The 16,035-nt window shown below is 68.9% G+C and carries 12 protein-coding genes and 3 pseudogenes; 8 read left to right on the forward strand and 7 right to left on the reverse strand.

The window, feature by feature from the left end:
• Positions 1 to 101 precede the first annotated feature (101 nt).
• A pseudogene (locus tag QC283_RS39660) lies at positions 102 to 239 on the forward strand (AraC family transcriptional regulator); the annotation flags it as partial.
• A 25-nt stretch (positions 240 to 264) separates the two neighbouring features.
• Positions 265 to 582 (forward strand): annotated as a pseudogene (locus tag QC283_RS39665) (helix-turn-helix domain-containing protein); the annotation flags it as partial.
• 156 nt (positions 583 to 738) lie between these two features.
• Here QC283_RS39665 and QC283_RS28960 read toward each other — a convergent pair.
• Both QC283_RS28960 and QC283_RS28965 read right to left on the reverse strand, forming a co-directional pair.
• Positions 739 to 1,632 (reverse strand): class I SAM-dependent methyltransferase, encoded by an 894-nt coding sequence (locus QC283_RS28960; RefSeq protein ID WP_279564665.1) that lies wholly within the window; start codon positions 1,630 to 1,632, stop codon positions 739 to 741.
• A 130-nt stretch (positions 1,633 to 1,762) separates the two neighbouring features.
• On the reverse strand, positions 1,763 to 2,377 hold the full coding sequence (locus tag QC283_RS28965) for a helix-turn-helix domain-containing protein (protein ID WP_279564666.1): 615 nt from the start codon (positions 2,375 to 2,377) through the stop codon (positions 1,763 to 1,765).
• A gap of 92 nt (positions 2,378 to 2,469) precedes the next feature.
• On the opposite strand from QC283_RS28965, the gene QC283_RS28970 reads away from it, so the two are divergent.
• The 6 genes from QC283_RS28970 (at position 2,470) to QC283_RS28995 (ending at position 10,388) form a co-directional block, all read left to right on the forward strand.
• Positions 2,470 to 3,480 carry an NAD(P)/FAD-dependent oxidoreductase gene (locus tag QC283_RS28970; RefSeq protein ID WP_279564667.1) on the forward strand — a complete coding sequence of 337 codons (1,011 nt, stop codon included), beginning with the start codon at positions 2,470 to 2,472 and terminating at the stop codon, positions 3,478 to 3,480.
• Positions 3,481 to 3,613: 133 nt separating this feature from the next.
• A complete protein-coding gene (locus QC283_RS28975; protein WP_279564668.1) occupies positions 3,614 to 5,227 on the forward strand; it encodes an MFS transporter in 1,614 nt (537 codons plus the stop codon).
• A 162-nt stretch (positions 5,228 to 5,389) separates the two neighbouring features.
• Entirely contained in the window at positions 5,390 to 5,722 is a 333-nt protein-coding gene (locus tag QC283_RS28980) for a thioredoxin domain-containing protein (RefSeq protein WP_336620671.1), read from the forward strand.
• Between the two features lie 452 nt (positions 5,723 to 6,174).
• Positions 6,175 to 8,388 carry an MMPL family transporter gene (locus QC283_RS28985; protein WP_279564669.1) on the forward strand — a complete coding sequence of 738 codons (2,214 nt, stop codon included), beginning with the start codon at positions 6,175 to 6,177 and terminating at the stop codon, positions 8,386 to 8,388.
• Between the two features lie 96 nt (positions 8,389 to 8,484).
• On the forward strand, positions 8,485 to 9,726 hold the full coding sequence (locus QC283_RS28990) for a sensor histidine kinase (RefSeq protein WP_279564670.1): 1,242 nt from the start codon (positions 8,485 to 8,487) through the stop codon (positions 9,724 to 9,726).
• A complete protein-coding gene (locus tag QC283_RS28995) occupies positions 9,723 to 10,388 on the forward strand; it encodes a response regulator transcription factor (protein WP_279564671.1) in 666 nt (221 codons plus the stop codon). The genes QC283_RS28990 and QC283_RS28995 overlap by 4 nt, the downstream gene beginning before the upstream one ends.
• A 203-nt stretch (positions 10,389 to 10,591) precedes the next feature.
• Here QC283_RS28995 and QC283_RS39670 read toward each other — a convergent pair.
• From QC283_RS39670 to QC283_RS29020, 5 genes and pseudogenes are all read right to left on the reverse strand, one after another.
• Positions 10,592 to 11,261: pseudogene (locus QC283_RS39670) on the reverse strand (winged helix-turn-helix domain-containing protein); the annotation flags it as partial.
• A 756-nt stretch (positions 11,262 to 12,017) separates the two neighbouring features.
• Positions 12,018 to 12,557 carry an AAA family ATPase gene (locus QC283_RS29005; RefSeq protein ID WP_279564673.1) on the reverse strand — a complete coding sequence of 180 codons (540 nt, stop codon included), beginning with the start codon at positions 12,555 to 12,557 and terminating at the stop codon, positions 12,018 to 12,020.
• A gap of 203 nt (positions 12,558 to 12,760) precedes the next feature.
• Positions 12,761 to 13,684: a carbohydrate ABC transporter permease gene (locus tag QC283_RS29010; RefSeq protein WP_279564674.1), complete on the reverse strand. Its 924-nt coding sequence runs from the start codon at positions 13,682 to 13,684 to the stop codon at positions 12,761 to 12,763.
• 2 nt (positions 13,685 to 13,686) lie between these two features.
• The gene (locus QC283_RS29015) at positions 13,687 to 14,580 is read right to left on the reverse strand and encodes a carbohydrate ABC transporter permease (protein WP_279564675.1); all 894 of its coding nucleotides are present in this window, start codon (positions 14,578 to 14,580) and stop codon (positions 13,687 to 13,689) included.
• 109 nt (positions 14,581 to 14,689) lie between these two features.
• The gene (locus QC283_RS29020; RefSeq protein WP_279564676.1) at positions 14,690 to 16,006 is read right to left on the reverse strand and encodes an ABC transporter substrate-binding protein; all 1,317 of its coding nucleotides are present in this window, start codon (positions 16,004 to 16,006) and stop codon (positions 14,690 to 14,692) included.
• Between the last annotated feature and the right edge of the window lie 29 nt (positions 16,007 to 16,035).

Raw genomic sequence — 16,035 nt, forward strand, 5'->3', positions numbered from 1 at the left:
GACGTTGAACGCGCCGGGGAGGTGACCGCCGGCGTATTCGCCCGGGTGCGCACGTCGACGACGGTCAGTGCGTGCAGGCGACCGAGCGCAAGGACCGGCCCGTGCACGACGACGCCGCGGGCCCCATCGGCGACACGATCACCTGGGCCCTGGCCAACCTCGATCAGCGCTTGTCCGTCACCGAACTCGCCGCCCACGCCCACATGAGCACCCGCAACTTCTCCCGCCGCTTCTACGAGACGACCGGCATGCCCGGCCAAGTGGGTCCTCACGCGCAGGCTCGGCGAAGCCCGCAGACTGCTGGAGACGACCACCTGGAGCATCACCCGTATCGCCGCGGCATGCGGATTCGCCAGCGCCGTGACCTTCCGGCAGAACTTCACCGCGCACTACGCGACCACACCGACGTCCTACCGCCACCGCTTCACCGATCGCACCCGGATGAACGGCTCTGCCCCAGGAGCTTCCGAGCCCGTCCCGGGTGGATATGCAGAACGCCACCTCCGTCGCGGAGGCATAAGACTCCAAGCCGCTTCGCTGCACTTCGCGCACGATCGCACCACAATTGGCCCACCACGATGACCGCCATGAGTTTGCAACCGGCGTCGACCTCCTCCTCGCAGGCATCGCTGTCATCGCACACCCGCGCGAGGCCCAACCGCCTCGACGACCGCGCCTGTCAGGGGCAAGGAGTGACTTGCCCCCTGACCGACAGGCGAACTCGCACCTGGCCGGGAGTCAGGCGCGGCGGGCGGCCCACACCGTGCGCTCGGTGCGTACGGCGAGGTCCTCGCGGAGCAGCAGGTTGTTCGGGCTGCTGGTGTCCAGGAGCTCGTCCAGTGCGGCGAGGTCCTCGGGGCTGAGACCGGGGGCGGCGACGCTACGGATGCGCTGCAAAACGCCGTAGGCGTAGCGGCCGACCGCTTCGCTGCGCGGCCCTGCGATGCTGACGGTGAGGGTGCGTTCGTCCTCGACGGTGAAGCCGGCGGCGGTCAGCATCGGGCCCCAGTCGGCGCCGCGGTGCGGAACGCGCTCGGCGTGGAAGCTGTTGGTCACGGCATGGGCGCGCTCTTCGAGGCCGGGCCGGTTCTCCGGGGCGTGGGCGGGCAGGAAACGGGGGACGCCTGCGAGCTCGACGACGGCGAACAGGCCGCCGGGGGCGAGCAGTTCGCGGACATTGCGCAGGGCGCGGTCGGGGTTGGCCATGTGGTGCATCGAGGCCGAGGCCCACACCAGGTCCGGTCGGCCGAGGTCGGGCCAGTCGTTGTGGTCGAGGTCGGCCCGCACGATCCGTACGCGCTCCTGGATGCCGCGGGCGCATGCCTTCTCGCGTAGGAGCTTCAGGTGCTCGGCGGAGGTGTCGACGGCGGTGACGTGCGCGTCGAGGAAGCGTTCGAGGAGGGCGAAGGTACCCGCTCCGGTGCCGCAGCCCAGGTCCACGATGTGGCGCGGCTCGCCCTTCAGTGGCAGCCAGGCGGTGATCGAAGCAATGTGCTCGGCGAGCACCTCGGCATCCAGGTCGAGGATCTCCGCCTGGCCGCCATTGCTGCCTTCGTGATGTCCGCCCTGGCCGTGGCCGAGGTGGTGACCGCCGTTGCCGTGGTGGTGGGTGTGCCGATGGGTGTGGGTCATGACTCCACCGTAAGCCGGCCATGCGCCTGCCGCACGCCTCGTTGCGTATGAAGCAAAGAGATGGTTCGGTGCACTGCCCGGCACGCAAGATCGCCCGCTTTGCCGGGACCTCCCGCCCAGCCACGGCCCGCTATGCGCAGGGGTCCTGGGCGCCGGTGCGGCCCGCTTCGAAGTCGTCGGTGTCGGCGTCTTTCTGGTGGCCGCGGCGGGCGTCGCGGTCGAAGATGCCCAGGATCTCGCAGGGGCCGCCCTCGGCACCGATGGCGTGCGGCATCATGGTGGGGAACTCGGCGGCCTGGTTGGTTTCGACGCGAAAGCGCCGGTGACCGAGCATGAGGACGGCGGCGCCGGACAGTACGACGAGCCATTCGCGGCCGGGGTGGGCGCGCATGCGGGCCGGGTTGTCGGGCGGCGGGTCGGTCATCCGCTGGCGCATCACGGTCATGCCGGGGTCGCCCTTTACGGGCCAGCGCATCATCCCGTGGGCGCCGTCGATCATCGGGCTGATGACGACATTGTCGGCGGCGTTCTCCACGAGCTGGTCCAAGGAGGTGTCCAGGGCGCGGGCGAGGGTGACGAGCTGGTCCAGGGCGAGACGGCGCTGACCGTTCTCGATGCGGCTCAGTGAGGACTGGCTGAGGTTGGCCCGGCCGGCCAGTTCCTCCAGGGACCAGCCCTGCGCGACGCGCAGTGCGCGGATCCGTTTGCGTACGAGGCTGTCCAGCTGCCCGTCTTCTTGCGTCATAGGCAACATGGTATGCCCTTGGTGCAACATGCGCTTAGCGTCGAATACAGATGGTCCGACCCACGGGGCCAGGTACGACGAAAGGGCGCGACATGTCTGCGCAGACTTCCCACCACGACAGCGACGCACTGCCCACCGAGACCGTGGACGTCGTCGTGATCGGCGGCGGCGCCGCGGGCCTGAACGGCGCGCTGATGCTGGCCCGCTCGCGCCGCTCGGTCATCGTGATCGACAGCGGCACCCCGCGCAACGCCCCCGCCACCGCCATGCACGGCTTCATCGTTCTGGACGGCACCCCGCCGCCCGAGATCCTGGGACGCGGACGCGAGCAGGTACGCCAGTACGGCGGCCGGATCACCTTCGGGGAGGTGGCCGCAGCGGAACCCTCCGCACCGTCGGCGGACGGCGATCTGCGGTTCGCCGTCACTCTGGCCGACGGCCGCGCGCTGACGGCCCGCCGTGTGCTGGTGGCCAGCGGCCTGCGCGACGTACTGCCCGAGGTGCCCGGCCTGGCCGAGCACTGGGGCCACAGCGTGTTGCACTGCCCCTACTGCCACGGCTACGAGGTGCGCGACGAGCCCATCGGCATCCTCGCCACCGGCCCTCTCTCCATTCACCACGCCTGGCTGTTCCGCCAGCTGACGGGCGATCTGATCTACTTCACCCGCGGCACCGACCTGGACTCCGAGACCCGCGCCCGCTTCGCCGCCCGGGGCATCCGCGTCGTCGAGACCGACGTGAGGGAAGTCGTCAACGACACCGACGGTGCCCTCGTGGGTGTCCGCCTGACCGACGGCACCCTCGTCGAGCGGCGTGTCCTGGCCGTCACCACAAGGATGGAGGCCCGCGCTGAGGGCCTGGACGGGCTGAAGCTGCCCATGGAGGACCTGCCGGATAACTTGGGCCGCCGCTTCGCCTCCGCCATGGCCGGCACCACCGAGATCCCGGGTGTGTGGGTGGCGGGCAACGCTACCGACCTCGCTGCCCAGGTCGGCGCCGCCGCGGCGGCCGGAGCCCTGGCCGCCTCCCACATCAACGCGATGCTGGCCACGGCGGACACCGACGCCGCGCTCGCCGCCGCCGCACAGAAGGCCACCGGCTGACACGTACGCCCGCCGCTGAGCAACCGCGCGACCGCCATCCATCGGTCCGCGCGGTGAGCAAGTCCCTATCTCACCCAACTGGCGACCGGTCTTGTCCCGGCGCTGATTCCGCATGCCCTTTCGGAAGGAAACCATGAGTACTCATCAGCCTCTTCAGGCGGCGGCCACGCCGGCCGGCGACGAGGGTGCGCCGGATGCACGTCAGCTGCGTGCGATCCTGATCACCGTCTCGATCGCGTTGATGGCTGTCATCGCCTCGGTGTCGGGGCTGAGCGTCGCCCAGACCCAACTGGCCGTCGAGTTCGGCGCCTCGCAGACCGCCGTCCTGTGGATGATCAACAGCTACACCCTCGCCCTGGCCGCGCTGTTGCTGCCACTCGGCGCCATCGGTGATCGCCTGGGCCGCAAGCCCATGTTGATCGCGGGGTTGGTCATCTTCGGCGCCGCCAGCGTCCTCGCGGGACTCGCCCCGACGGTCGGGACAATGATCGCGGCCCGGGTGGCCGCCGGCGTCAGCGCCGCGATGATCATGCCGATCACCCTGGCCGTCATCACCTCCACCTTCCCCGAGGAGGAACGCGGCAAGGCGATCGGTGTGTGGACCGGTGTCGCCGGAGGCGGCGGCATCGTGGGGATGTTCTTGTCCGCCCTGCTGGTCGATGTCGCCGACTGGCGCTGGCTGTTCGTGCTGCCCGTGGTCCTGGGGGCCGTGGCACTGGCCATGACACTGAAGTTGGTTCCCAACTCCCGCGAACGCTCCGCCCATTCCTTCGACATCATCGGCGCGCTGCTCTCCATCATCGCCGTGACTGGTCTCATCTTCGTCCTGCAGGAAGGCCCCGAGCGCGGCTGGACCGCCCCCGTCACGCTGGTCAGCCTGGCCGTCGGCGTCGCCGCCGCCGTTGCCTTCGTGGCCTGGGAGCTGCGCCGCCGCGATGCCTCGCTGTTGGACGTACGCCTGTTCCGTGAGCGCGGCCTGGCCGGCGGCTCGATCACCTTGCTGGTGGTCTTCGGTGTCCAGGCCGGTATCGCCGTGGTCCTCTTCCCGTTCTTCCAGGCTGTGCTCGGCATGTCGGGGCTGCTGTCGACCGTGGCGCTGATGCCCATGGCCGTCATGATGATGATGGGCTCGGGCCTGGCCCCCAAGGTGGCCGCCAGGAACGGCGCCCGCTCCACCATGACGGTGGGCGTCGCCCTGTCCGCGCTCGGCCTGGCGCTGATGGCGCTGTTCGTGTCCGTGGACGGCGGCTACCTGTCCATCCTGGCCGGCATGATCGTCATGGGTATCGGCATGGGGCTGTCGATGACGCCCTCCACCGAGGCCATCACCGGCTCCCTGCCCCGCGCGAAGCAGGGCGTCGCCTCCGCGCTCAACGACGTCACCCGCGAGTTCGGCACCGCTCTCGGTATCGCGATGCTCGGCGCTCTCCTGGCCAGCGGCTACCGCAGCGCCATCGACGGCAAGCTCGACGGCATCCCCGACGGGGCCGCGGACACCGCACGCGAGGGCATCGCCAACGCCATAGAGGTCGCACCCACCACCGGAGGCCACGCCCAGGACCTGATCCACGCCGCGCAGCAGTCCTTCGTCGACGGCTGGCAGCAGTCCATGTGGGTCGGCGCCGCCGTCATGGCCGCCCTGCTCGTGTACGTCGCCCTGCGCGGCCCGAAGAACACCACACCCCGCCAGCCCGAAGCCGAGGCAGCCCCCGAGACCGGGGTCGCGGACAACGTCGCCGCTCGCTGACCTCGCCGTAACTCTGTGCGGACGGAGCACGACGCCGCCCGCGCGGCCGCAGGCCGTCGGGTACACCGCGACCTCGCGGTGTACCCGACGGCCGTACAGCGCCTGCGCGTAACCCGATTCCCCCGATCACATCCAGGAGCAGCGCCCCTGAGCACCATCGAGCTGACCGCCGACAACTTCGACGAGGTCAACTCCGGAAACGGCTTCGTGATCACCGACTTCTGGGCCGAATGGCGCAGACCTCGCCGCACGTTCGGACCCGTCTTCGAGCAAGTCCCGGAGAAGCATGAGGGCGTCGTATTCGCCAAGGTCGACACCGAGGCACAGCGGGAACTGGCGCAGGCATTCGAGATCACGTCGATCCTCACCCTCGTGATCGTGCGCGAACACACCGTCTTCCGCCGGCCCGGCGCCCTGCCCGAGGCAGAACCCGACGACCTCATCAACCAGGCGCGCAGCCTCGACATGGACGCGTTGCGCGCTGCCGTTACCTGAACCTCGCCCTACGTCCTTGAAGACCTGCAGCGGATACCGAAGCGACTCGCGCCTTCTGTCAACAACGCTCGTGGTCAGTACGGCCAGGGCTCGACACCACGGCCCGCAAGGGCAAGCACGGCCGTCGTCCGCCGGTCATCACCGAGGACATGCTGTTCACCGTGCTCCGCAGGCAGGCGAACGGCTGTCGATCAGATCCAGCCGGGCCTGATCGTCGTTTCCGCTTCGAGCGGCACGCCCGCAGCGGCATGACCGCCGGTGCCGTTCCCGGGGGTTGAGGAACTCCGCTCCGCGACCTGAGGCTGACCCGCTCTCGTCCCCGGGTGGGACCCGCGGAGGGCGTAGTACTGCGGATTCAGTACCGCGCAGTGTCGGCAGCCGGACGACGACAGGACACCCCCCTCTTCAGGAGTCTGGAGGCACCTTCGAGACCCGGATGTGGAGACCCCCCCGTGGCTGCTTTTCTGTATCGAATGGGCCGCTTGGCGTTCAGGCGGCGCTGGACCGTTGCCCTTGCCTGGGCCGCCGTGCTGGCCGCCGTAGGACTCGCCGGCATGACCGCGCCGGAGGCGGAGGAGGAACCCTTCTCCATGCCGGGGATCGAATCGCAGGAAGCCTTCGACCTGATGGAGGAGCGGTTCCCCGGCGCCGCAGCCGACGGCGCCACCGCCCGCGTCGTCTTCGTCTCGCCGAACGGCGAGAAGGTCACCGCCACCGAGAACAAGAAGGCCGTCGAGGCCGCGATAGCCGAACTCGGGGACGGCACGCAGGTCGCGAGCACCGTCGACCCGTACGAGTCCGGCGCGGTCAGCGAGGACGGCTCCACCGCGTACACGACCGTGACCTACAAGGTCGACGCCGCCGGACTCACCGACGCCAGCCGCAGTCACCTGGACGAGTCGCTCGAGCACGCCCGTGACTCCGGACTCACCGTCGAGGCAGGCGGCGACGCCATGCAGGAGATGGGCGGACCCAGCGGCACCGCCGAGGCGATCGGCATCACCGTCGCCGCAGTCGTCCTGCTGATCACCTTCGGCTCACTGGCCGCCGCCGGACTCCCGCTGCTCACCGCGCTCATCGGCGTCGGAATCAGCCTGTTCGCCCTCACGGCCCTGGCCGGTCCGCTGGGCCTGACCGACACCACCAGCACCGTGGCGATCATGCTGGGCCTGGCCGTCGGCATCGACTACGCCCTGTTCATCGTCTTCCGCTACCGCGAGGAACGCGCCAAGGGGCGGACGCCCCAGGAGGCCGTCGCCCTCGCCACCGGCACCGCGGGCTCCGCCGTGGTCTTCGCCGGGCTCACCGTCGTCATCGCGCTCGCCGGTCTCTCCGTCGTCGGCATCCCGATGCTGACCGAGATGGGCCTGGGCGCGGCGGGCGCGGTCGTCGTCGGCGTCCTCATCGCGCTGACCCTGGTCCCGGCCTTCCTCGGCTTCTGGCCCAACGCCGTACTGACCCGCAAGGACCGCAAGGCCCGCCGAGCGGGCGGTACGCCGCAGGGGACGCGCAAGGTCAACGGCGGCACCCGCTGGGCGAGCTTCGTGCTACGCCGCCCGCTGCCCGTGCTGATCGCCGCCGTCGCGGGCCTCGGCGCCCTGGCGCTGCCGATGACCGACCTCCGGCTCGGTATGCCCGGCGACGAGGCCATGTCCACGGAGACCACCCAGCGGCGGGCCTACGACGCGCTCGCCGAGGGCTTCGGCCCCGGCTTCAACGGCCCGTTGACCGTGGTCGTGGACGCCAAGGACGCCGGCGACCCGAAGGCCGCGGCCGGGACCGTCTCCGAGCGCATCGGTGGCACCGAGGGCGTGGTGTCGGTGTCCCCGGCCCAGTTCAACGAATCCGGTGACACGGCCGTCTTCTCCGTCGTCCCCACCACCGCGCCGACCGACCAGGAGACCAAGGACCTGGTCAACACCATCCGCGGCGACCGGTCCGGCATCGAGTCCGAGGCCGGGGCGACCTTCGAGGTCACCGGCACTACCGCGATGAACATCGACATCTCCGAGAAGGTGCAGTCCGCGCTGGTTCCGTACCTGCTCGTGGTGGTCGGGCTCGCCGTGATCCTGCTGCTGGTGGTCTTCCGCTCGATCCTCGTTCCGCTGAAGGCGGCCGTCGGCTTCCTGCTCTCGGTGCTCGCCTCGCTCGGCGCGGTGGTCGTGGTCTTCCAACAGGGCCACGGCGCCGACCTTCTGGGCGTGGAGACCACCGGCCCCATCATGAGCCTGATGCCGATCTTCCTGGTGGGCATCGTCTTCGGCCTCGCCATGGACTACGAGGTTTTCCTGGTCTCGCGGATGCGCGAGGCGTACGTCCACGGCGAGCGGCCCGCCCAGGCCGTGACCTCCGGATTCCAGCACAGCGCCCGGGTCGTCGTGGCCGCCGCGCTGATCATGATCGCGGTGTTCTCCGGGTTCATCGGGGACAGCGACGCCATGATCAAGATGATCGGCTTCGGCCTCGCGTCGGCCGTCCTGCTCGACGCCTTCGTGGTCCGGATGGCGATCGTCCCCGCCGTCCTCGCCCTGCTCGGCGAGCGGGCCTGGTGGCTGCCGAAGTGGCTGGACCGTATCCTGCCCCGGGTCGACGTGGAGGGCCAGGCCCTGACCCGCCCGACCGAGCCCGAGGCGGAACCGGCCGAGAAGGACCTCGCCCGCGCCTGACCGGGTGCGCAGGAGCCGCCCGGGGTGGTCCCAGCGACCCGGGCGGCTTCGCATCGTCCACCATGGACGCCAGCCCCCTCACCGAGAGAGCCGACCATGAGCAGCAGCCTGGAGCGCTACACCGAGCGCTTGGAGCAGTACGCGTCGCGCTTCTCGCGCTTTCCCCGCTTCCTGGATGTGACGATGGTGCTGGCCCTCATCGGCTGCGCCTTCTTCGGCACCCACCTCAGCCTCCCCGGCGTCAACCGCCCGGACACGGGGAAGTCGCTGGAGATCATGCTCGGCCTGTCCTGCTTCGTCCTGCTGAAGTACCGCACCCGCACCCGCACCGTCGTGGTCGTGGTCGCCGGGGTCACCATCGCCGCGATCGCGCGCGGCTACCTGCTCACCCCGATGCTGCTGGCCCCGCTGCTCGCCGCGATGTACTGGCTGGCCGTCCTGTGCGACCGCCGGACCGTTCGCCTGTACGCGCTCGCCGTCACGGTGGCCCTGCTGACCGTGAACCTGTTCTCCGACGGCATGCGCGACCTCTCCCCGGTCCTGACCGTGATCGGCCCGGTGTTCTGGATGGCCCTGCCGCTCGTCGGCGGCAGCCTGGCCCGGCTGCGCGGCGACTACCTGGAAGCGGTCAAGGCCCGCGCCGAGCACGCCGAACACACCCGGGAGGAGGAGGCCCGGCTGCGGGTCACCGAGGAGCGCATGCGCATCGCCCGCGAGCTGCACGACGTCGTAGCCCACCACCTGGCCCTCGCCAACGCCCAGGCCGGCACCGCCGCCCACCTCTCGCGCAGCAACCCCGAGCAGAGCCGTAAGATCCTCGACGACCTCACCGGCACCACTTCCTCGGCGCTGCGCGAGCTCAAGGCCACCCTGGGCCTGCTGCGCCAGGACGACCGGCCCAAGGGCGAGGGCCTGGAACCGGCGCCGGGACTCGCCCGCCTTCCCGAGCTGATCGACTCCTACCGCTCGGCGGGCCTGGAAGTCGTCGTCCACCAGGAGGGCGTGCGCCGCCCGCTGACGCCGGGCGTGGACCTGACCGCGTACCGGATCGTGCAGGAAGCCCTCACCAACGTCGCCAAGCACGCCCCCGAACGCGCCGCCCACGTCGGCTTCACCTACGCCGACTCCCGGCTGCTCATCACCGTCAGCAACGACGGCCCGGCCACCGCCACCGCCGTCAACGGGACGTCCGGCGGTTTCGGGTTGCGGGGCATGCGGGAGCGCGCCCAGACCATCGGCGGCGACCTGTGCGCGGGCCCCCGCCCCGAGGGCGGCTTCGAGGTCACCACCGCGCTGCCGCTGCAGCCGTCCGCCCCCGTCGAAGGAGAGTCTCCATGACCGTGAAGGTGCTGCTCGCGGACGACCAGGCCCTGCTGCGGGCCACGTTCCGCATCCTGATCGACTCCTGCCCGGACATGGAGGTCGTCGGGGAGGCGTCCGACGGGGCGGAGGCGCTGGAGCTGGCCCGTACCCACCACCCGGACGTGGTGCTCATGGACATCCGCATGCCCGGGACGGACGGCCTGTCCGGCACCGCGACGATCTGCGCCGATCCGGAGCTGGCGACCACCCGCGTGCTGATCCTGACCACCTTCGAGACCGAGGACTACGTCGCCCAGGCGCTGCGGGCCGGGGCCAGCGGCTTCCTCGGCAAGGACGTCACCGCGGACGCCCTGCTGGCCGGCATCCGCACGGTGGCCTCCGGGGAGGCGCTGCTCTCCCCCGGCGCCACCCGCACCCTGATCACCCGCTTCCTCACCTCCCCGGCCCCCGGCACCCACCTGGCGCCCCCGGAACGGCTCGCCGACCTCACCGGACGGGAACGGGAAGTGATGGCGCTGGCGGCCGAGGGCAAGTCCAACGCGGAGATCGCCGAGCTGCTGGTGGTCAGCCCGCTGACGGTACGGACGCACATCCACCGCGCGATGACGAAACTCAGCGCCCGCGACCGGGCACAGCTCGTCGTCATCGCGTACCAGACGGGTCTGGTGCAGGCGTGAGGGGACAACGGAGCCCGCCGAGGCACAGGAGCTCCAATACACCTGATGGGAGCTCAGGCTGACGGCTCGTCGACAGCCGAACCTGCCTGACGTCTCCCCGCAGACAATCCCCGATTACTTACTGACTTCGGCTTGTCAGGGTGAGGTTGGGTCGTCGAGGGTCAGGCCGGCTCCGGCTATGAATCCGTCGAGGGTGTCGGGCCGGTACTGGAGGCGTTTGAGCCGGTGATCAGCCCGGCCACCGACAGCCATCCCGAGCGTAGCCCGCTGACTGTCACGACCGGGGTGCGGCCGCGCCGGCCCCAGGTGCGTCCCCGGGGCCGGCCGCCGGGTGAAGCCCGCCTCGTCCTCGAAGCAGAGGTAGCCCCCGCAGGCCGCCCGGGCTCTTTTACCTCCGCCAAGGCCGCCTCCTTCCACACGGCCACAGCCTGCTCGTCGCGTTCAGCGACCCACCGGGCGGGGCCTGAGGGCTTGAAGCCAAGCCGGTGCATCAGCCGCGTCGCACCCGAGACGCTGTAGGAGACGTGAAACTTCCGGCCGATCAGCGTGGCCACCCGCGCCGCCGTCCAACCTGGTCCTCCACCCAGCCATGCGCGGCCGGACCCTGCTCCAGATACACGGCCAGTTCCTCCAGACAACGCGGAGACAGCCGGCGCCCCGACCCGCTCGGGCCACGCGAGGCCACAGCCCCACACCACCGTCCCGCCACAACTGATGCCACTGATAGGCCGACTTCACGCTCACCCGCAGCCGCCGGGCCACCTCACTCGGCTTGGTCTTCTACTCGAACAGCTCAGCTTCCGCCTGCATCCGCACGGTCTCTCGGCGCTGCCGTCCCTCCGGGGTCAGCCCGCCCCCATCCGCACATCTCACACATCTCACACATCACGGGATACAAGCACCGCTCCGGCCCCACCAGGGACTTCGCGCAAGTTCACCCTGACGAGCCGAAGTCAGTAACCAGCCCACGGGAGCGCGCCTCCCAGCCAACATGACCTGCACGATCAGCCATATGGCGCTCCGTCAGAACAAGGGTCACGAGCGTCATTTCAGCGTCAAGATTTCGCCCGTAACGCCCACACCGCACATAATGCGCTCACGAAACCGCAGGTCAGGACCCCTTCGCGACCGGTTCAAGGATCGCGACACACTCCACGTGATGCGTCATCGGAAGGATGTCGGCCTGCGCGAGTCTCGGAAAAGGCCAGGTCACAGCCCATATCTGGACTGACTGGCCTGCGAACATGCATCCAGAGCGTCAAACGAGCGTCATGAGCAACAGCCCCTCTTCCGGCTCAGGGCAGGGGCACGCCGGCAAGACGACTTCCTGCACGAGCCCGCGTCCGTCACTCTGGACATGGCTCCCCTGTCCCCCTGCCCCACGCTTCCAACGGCCTTGCCGCAGTCGCTGAACGCGTCACCAAGCCCCGCGCTGAGGCTTCCGGAGCCGGAGCGCAGTTCCGGTCCGCGTCAGGAACCACCCACGCAGGGAACCGCTGGTCCACACCGACTGGCTTGTCCCGTGCACCGAGACAGCGACCGGGTGGCCGCGTGGGACCGTCCGTGAGGGCAGCCGTCGCCGAACTGCAGTGGACGGATACCGGGAGTGTGACTGCCGGGATCTGCCTCTCAGCAGGACGGCATCCCACCCCGTGCGAAGGCCGCGATGTCTTCGATGCTCGGGGCGCAGACGGAAGAGGTGTCCACGACCTTGGTGGGGACGTCGAGGGAGATGGGCACGAAGGACTCCAGTGAGTGATCCCCCTGGGTGAGCGCTTCCAACAGTTCGCGATCGTCGTGCGCGGCGCGACGGGGGTTCTCAGCGGCACGTTGGGCGATGCGGTCGCGGGCGGTCGCGGCAGGCGCGGTACAGCGGATGACTCGAAGGTGGGCAAGGTCCGCCAGCGGTTCCAGGTTCGCCCGCCACAGGCGGTCCTGGTAGGCAGCTTCCGCCACCACCGTCACCCTGGCCCGCAGGAGCACCGACAGGACGCCGAAGAAGGTCTCCAGGGTCAGGCAATTGAGGAGATCACTCCTGGCGCTCCGGTAGCCGGAGGTGGCCATGACCATGCCTTGCTTGATTTCGTCCCGAACGATTGCGGGGCATCCGAGTTCGCAGGCCAGGGCGTGTGCGAGGGTGGTTTTCCCCGTGCCGGGGCCTCCGCTCACGACGACAAGTGTGGGTGGGTTCATAGCGTGTTCTCGCATGTCAGCACGGCAACGGAGCCGTTCGGTCAGTCGTCGGTCACGGAGGCTGGGGCTTCTCGGCCAGGTGAAGGCGATGCGGATAGGACGTGCTGGTTGAACCCCGGATCCGGAAGCGGGGCAGGTGCGAGCCGGATCCGGGGTGGCATGGGGCCTCGGTGGGTGGACTACTTGACCGCGCCGGCTGTGACGCCGCGGGTGAGGGTGCGTTGGAAGATGAGGAAGAAGACGACCATCGGAATGACGCCGAGAAGTGCGGCGGCGCTGAGGGCGGTGGGGTCGCTGGTGTACTGGCCCTGCATGACGGACAGGCCGAGGGGGACCGTCTGGTTGTCGTTGGAGATCAGCAGGACGAGAGGGTAGAGGAACTCGTTCCAGCTCCAGACGAAGAAGAACACGCACATCACGGACAGGGTCGGCCAGCTCATGGGCAGGATGATGCGCCACAGGATGGTCCAGCGGCCGGCGCCGTCGAGGGAGGCGGCCTCGATGAGTTCGCGGGGGAAGCTGCTGAAGACGGAGGAGAGCAGGTAGGTGCCGAAGGCGCTGTAGGTGATGCCGACGAGGATGGTGTAGCCGAGTTTGCCGTCGTACAGGCCCATCTCCTTGAACAGGTAGTAAATGGGGTAGACCAGTCCTTCCTGTGGCAGGACGTTGACGCCGAGGAAGAAGACGAGGAAGGCGGTGCGCCAGCGGACGCGGCCGATGCCGATGGCGTAGGCGTTGAAGAGGGCGAGGACTACGGCGATGAGGACGACGCCGAGGCTGATCTGGATGCTGTTGACGAGTTTCTGGGTGAATTCGACGCGTTCCCAGACGTCGCCGATGATGTCCCAGTTCCAGTGCTCGGGCCAGGACAGTGACCCGTTGGTCCGGTAGTCGGCGCTGGTCTTGAAGGAGTTGAGCAGGATGATCACGAACGGGGCGAGGAAGGCCAGGACGAAGACGGTGACCGCGGCAAGGACGGCGTAGGAGCCTGCACTGCGCTTGCGGGGCGCCTTGTTCTTGCGCCATCCAGTGGGGGCGGCAGGGCCGGGGATGTCTGTCTTCTTGGCCCGGGACGTGACGGGGGTGGTGGTGTCGGTGGTCATGGTCATCCGTCCTCGCGGGCCTGGCGGGTGAGCATCGTTCCGGCGATGATCAGCACGAGCAGGGTGATGGTGCTGGAGATCGCGGATCCGTAGCCGACGTCGGCGCGTTCGAAGAAGTTCTGGTAGGCGAAGTAGGCGGGGACGAGGGTGGAGTTTCCGGGGCCGCCGCCGGTGAGGACGAAGATCTGGGCGAAGACCTTCAGGCCGGCGATGGTGGTGGTGACCAGGACGACGTAGACCTCGGGCCTCAGGATGGGCACGGTGATGCGGGTGAAGCGCTGCCACCAGGAGGCGCCGTCGAGTGAGGCGGCCTCGTAGAGTTCGGGGTCGATGCGCTGCAGGCCGGACATGAACAGGACGAGCGGGTAGCCGAGCTGCATCCAGACGAGGACGCCGAGGACGACCCAGAGGGCGAGGTCGGGGTCGCCGAGCCAGTTCTCGGCGAGGGAGCCGAGGCCGATGGTGTCGAGGACGCTGTTGACGGCGCCTTCGGGGGCGAGAATCCATCCCCACATCAGGCCGGTGACGGCGACGGGGATGACCTGCGGCAGGTAGAGGCCGGAGCGGAAGATGCCCACGATGCCGTCGCCGTGCTTCTTGCCGATGTAGTCGAACAGCAGCGCGGCAAGGAACAGTCCGAGCAGGGTGGGTACGACGGCGATGCCGATGATGACGAAGGCGATGTTGCGGAAGGAGGCCCAGAAGTCGGCGTCCTGGAAGAGGCGGGTGTAGTTGTCCAGGCCGATGAAGGCGGGATCACCGATGCCCTGCCACGCCGTCAGGCTGTAGTAGAAGGTCATCACCAGCGGGACGACGAGGAAGAGCAGACTCAGCAGCAGGCCCGGCGCGAGGAAGACGGCGTAGCCCGTGGACCGCGGGTGACGTTTGGTTTTCACTGTTGCTCCTGGTTGGGCGGGACGGCTGCGGCGGAGGGCCCGGGCAGCCGTCCCCGGAACGCGTGGTTACCGGCCGGCGGTGCGATGAGGCGACGGCCGGGCGGGGACGTCAGGGCCGGGTCGCGCGGTACTTCTCGTAGGGGGCTGCCAGTTCGTCGAGGACGGAGTCGGCCTTGCCGCCGTTCATGAGGTTCTGCGTGGCGGCGACCCAGGTGTCGTAGTAGCCGGCGACGGGCCAGTCGGGGTAGAAGGCCAGGCCGTCGTTCTCCTGGGTCTGCGCGAAGGCTTCGGTGAGCTGGCGGGACTTGGGATTGGTGATGTCGGCCGGCTTGGCGGCGAGCGGGACGTTGCCCTCCTCGCCGATCAGCTTCTGGATTTTGTCGGACATGGTGATGTCGATGAAGTCCCCGGCGAGCTTCTTGTTCTTGGCCTTGGTGGGGATGACCCAGTTGTTGCCGCCGGAGCCGAGGGTCCTCTCGCTGCCCGGGTAGGGGGCGGTGGACCACTGGAAGTTCTTGATGTCGGTGGTCAGGCTGCCGAACCACCAGTTGCCGCCGACCATGATGGGCCGCTTCTGCGAGACGAACTGCTCGACCATGTCGCTGCCCTTGAGACCGACGTCCTTCTTGTCGAAGTAGCCCTTGTCGAGCCACTCCTGGTACTTGTCGACGGCGTAGGTCATCTCAGGGCCGTGGAAGTCGACCTTGCCCAGGTAGCGCTGGTAGTTGTCGACCCAGGTGTTGTTCGCCTTGGACAGGGCGAGCAGGTAGAGCCAGTGGCCGGCGGGGTGGTCGTTGCCTGCGTTGGCGAGCGGGGTGATGCCGGCAGCCTTGAACTTGGCGAGCGCGGCTTCGAAGCTCTCGAAGTCGGTGGGCTTGTCGATACCGTGCTTCTTGAACAGGTCTTCGTTGTAATAGGTGAGGACGAACTCACCGTAGTTGGGTATGCCGTACCACTTCTCGCCGCCCATCTCGCCCTTGTCGTTGTAGCGGGCGGTGACGGAGGCGCTTTCGCTGATCTTCCTGTCCCAGCCGTGTTCCTTCACGAGGGGGGTGAGGTCGGTGAGCAGGCCCTGCTTGGCGAGCTGTCCGGTGGTGGCGTTGCCCTTGTTGTACTCCATGACGTCGGGCGCCTTGTCGGAGTTGAGGATCATGCCGGCGTTCTGCTGGATCTGCTCGAACGTCTTGCGCTCGAAGACGACCTTGACGTCAGGGTGGGTCTTCTTGAATTCGGCGATGGCCGCGTCCCATGCCTTGCTCAGGGCCCCGTCCTCCTGCTCGTAGTGCCACAGGCGAAGGGTCTTGCCGTCGCCCTCGGCGCTGTCGGAACCGCCGCAGGCGGTCAGCGGTGCCAGCATGGCCAGGGCGGTGACCGCGAGGAGGAGCGGCCTTCTGTGAAGGGCGGAACGGGTGCGCGGGATGTTCATGGCTGTTTCCTTGGTGTGCGTCGTTGCGA

The organism is Streptomyces sp. DH41 (genome assembly GCF_029813785.1).
In the GTDB taxonomy this organism is placed as follows: domain Bacteria; phylum Actinomycetota; class Actinomycetes; order Streptomycetales; family Streptomycetaceae; genus Streptomyces.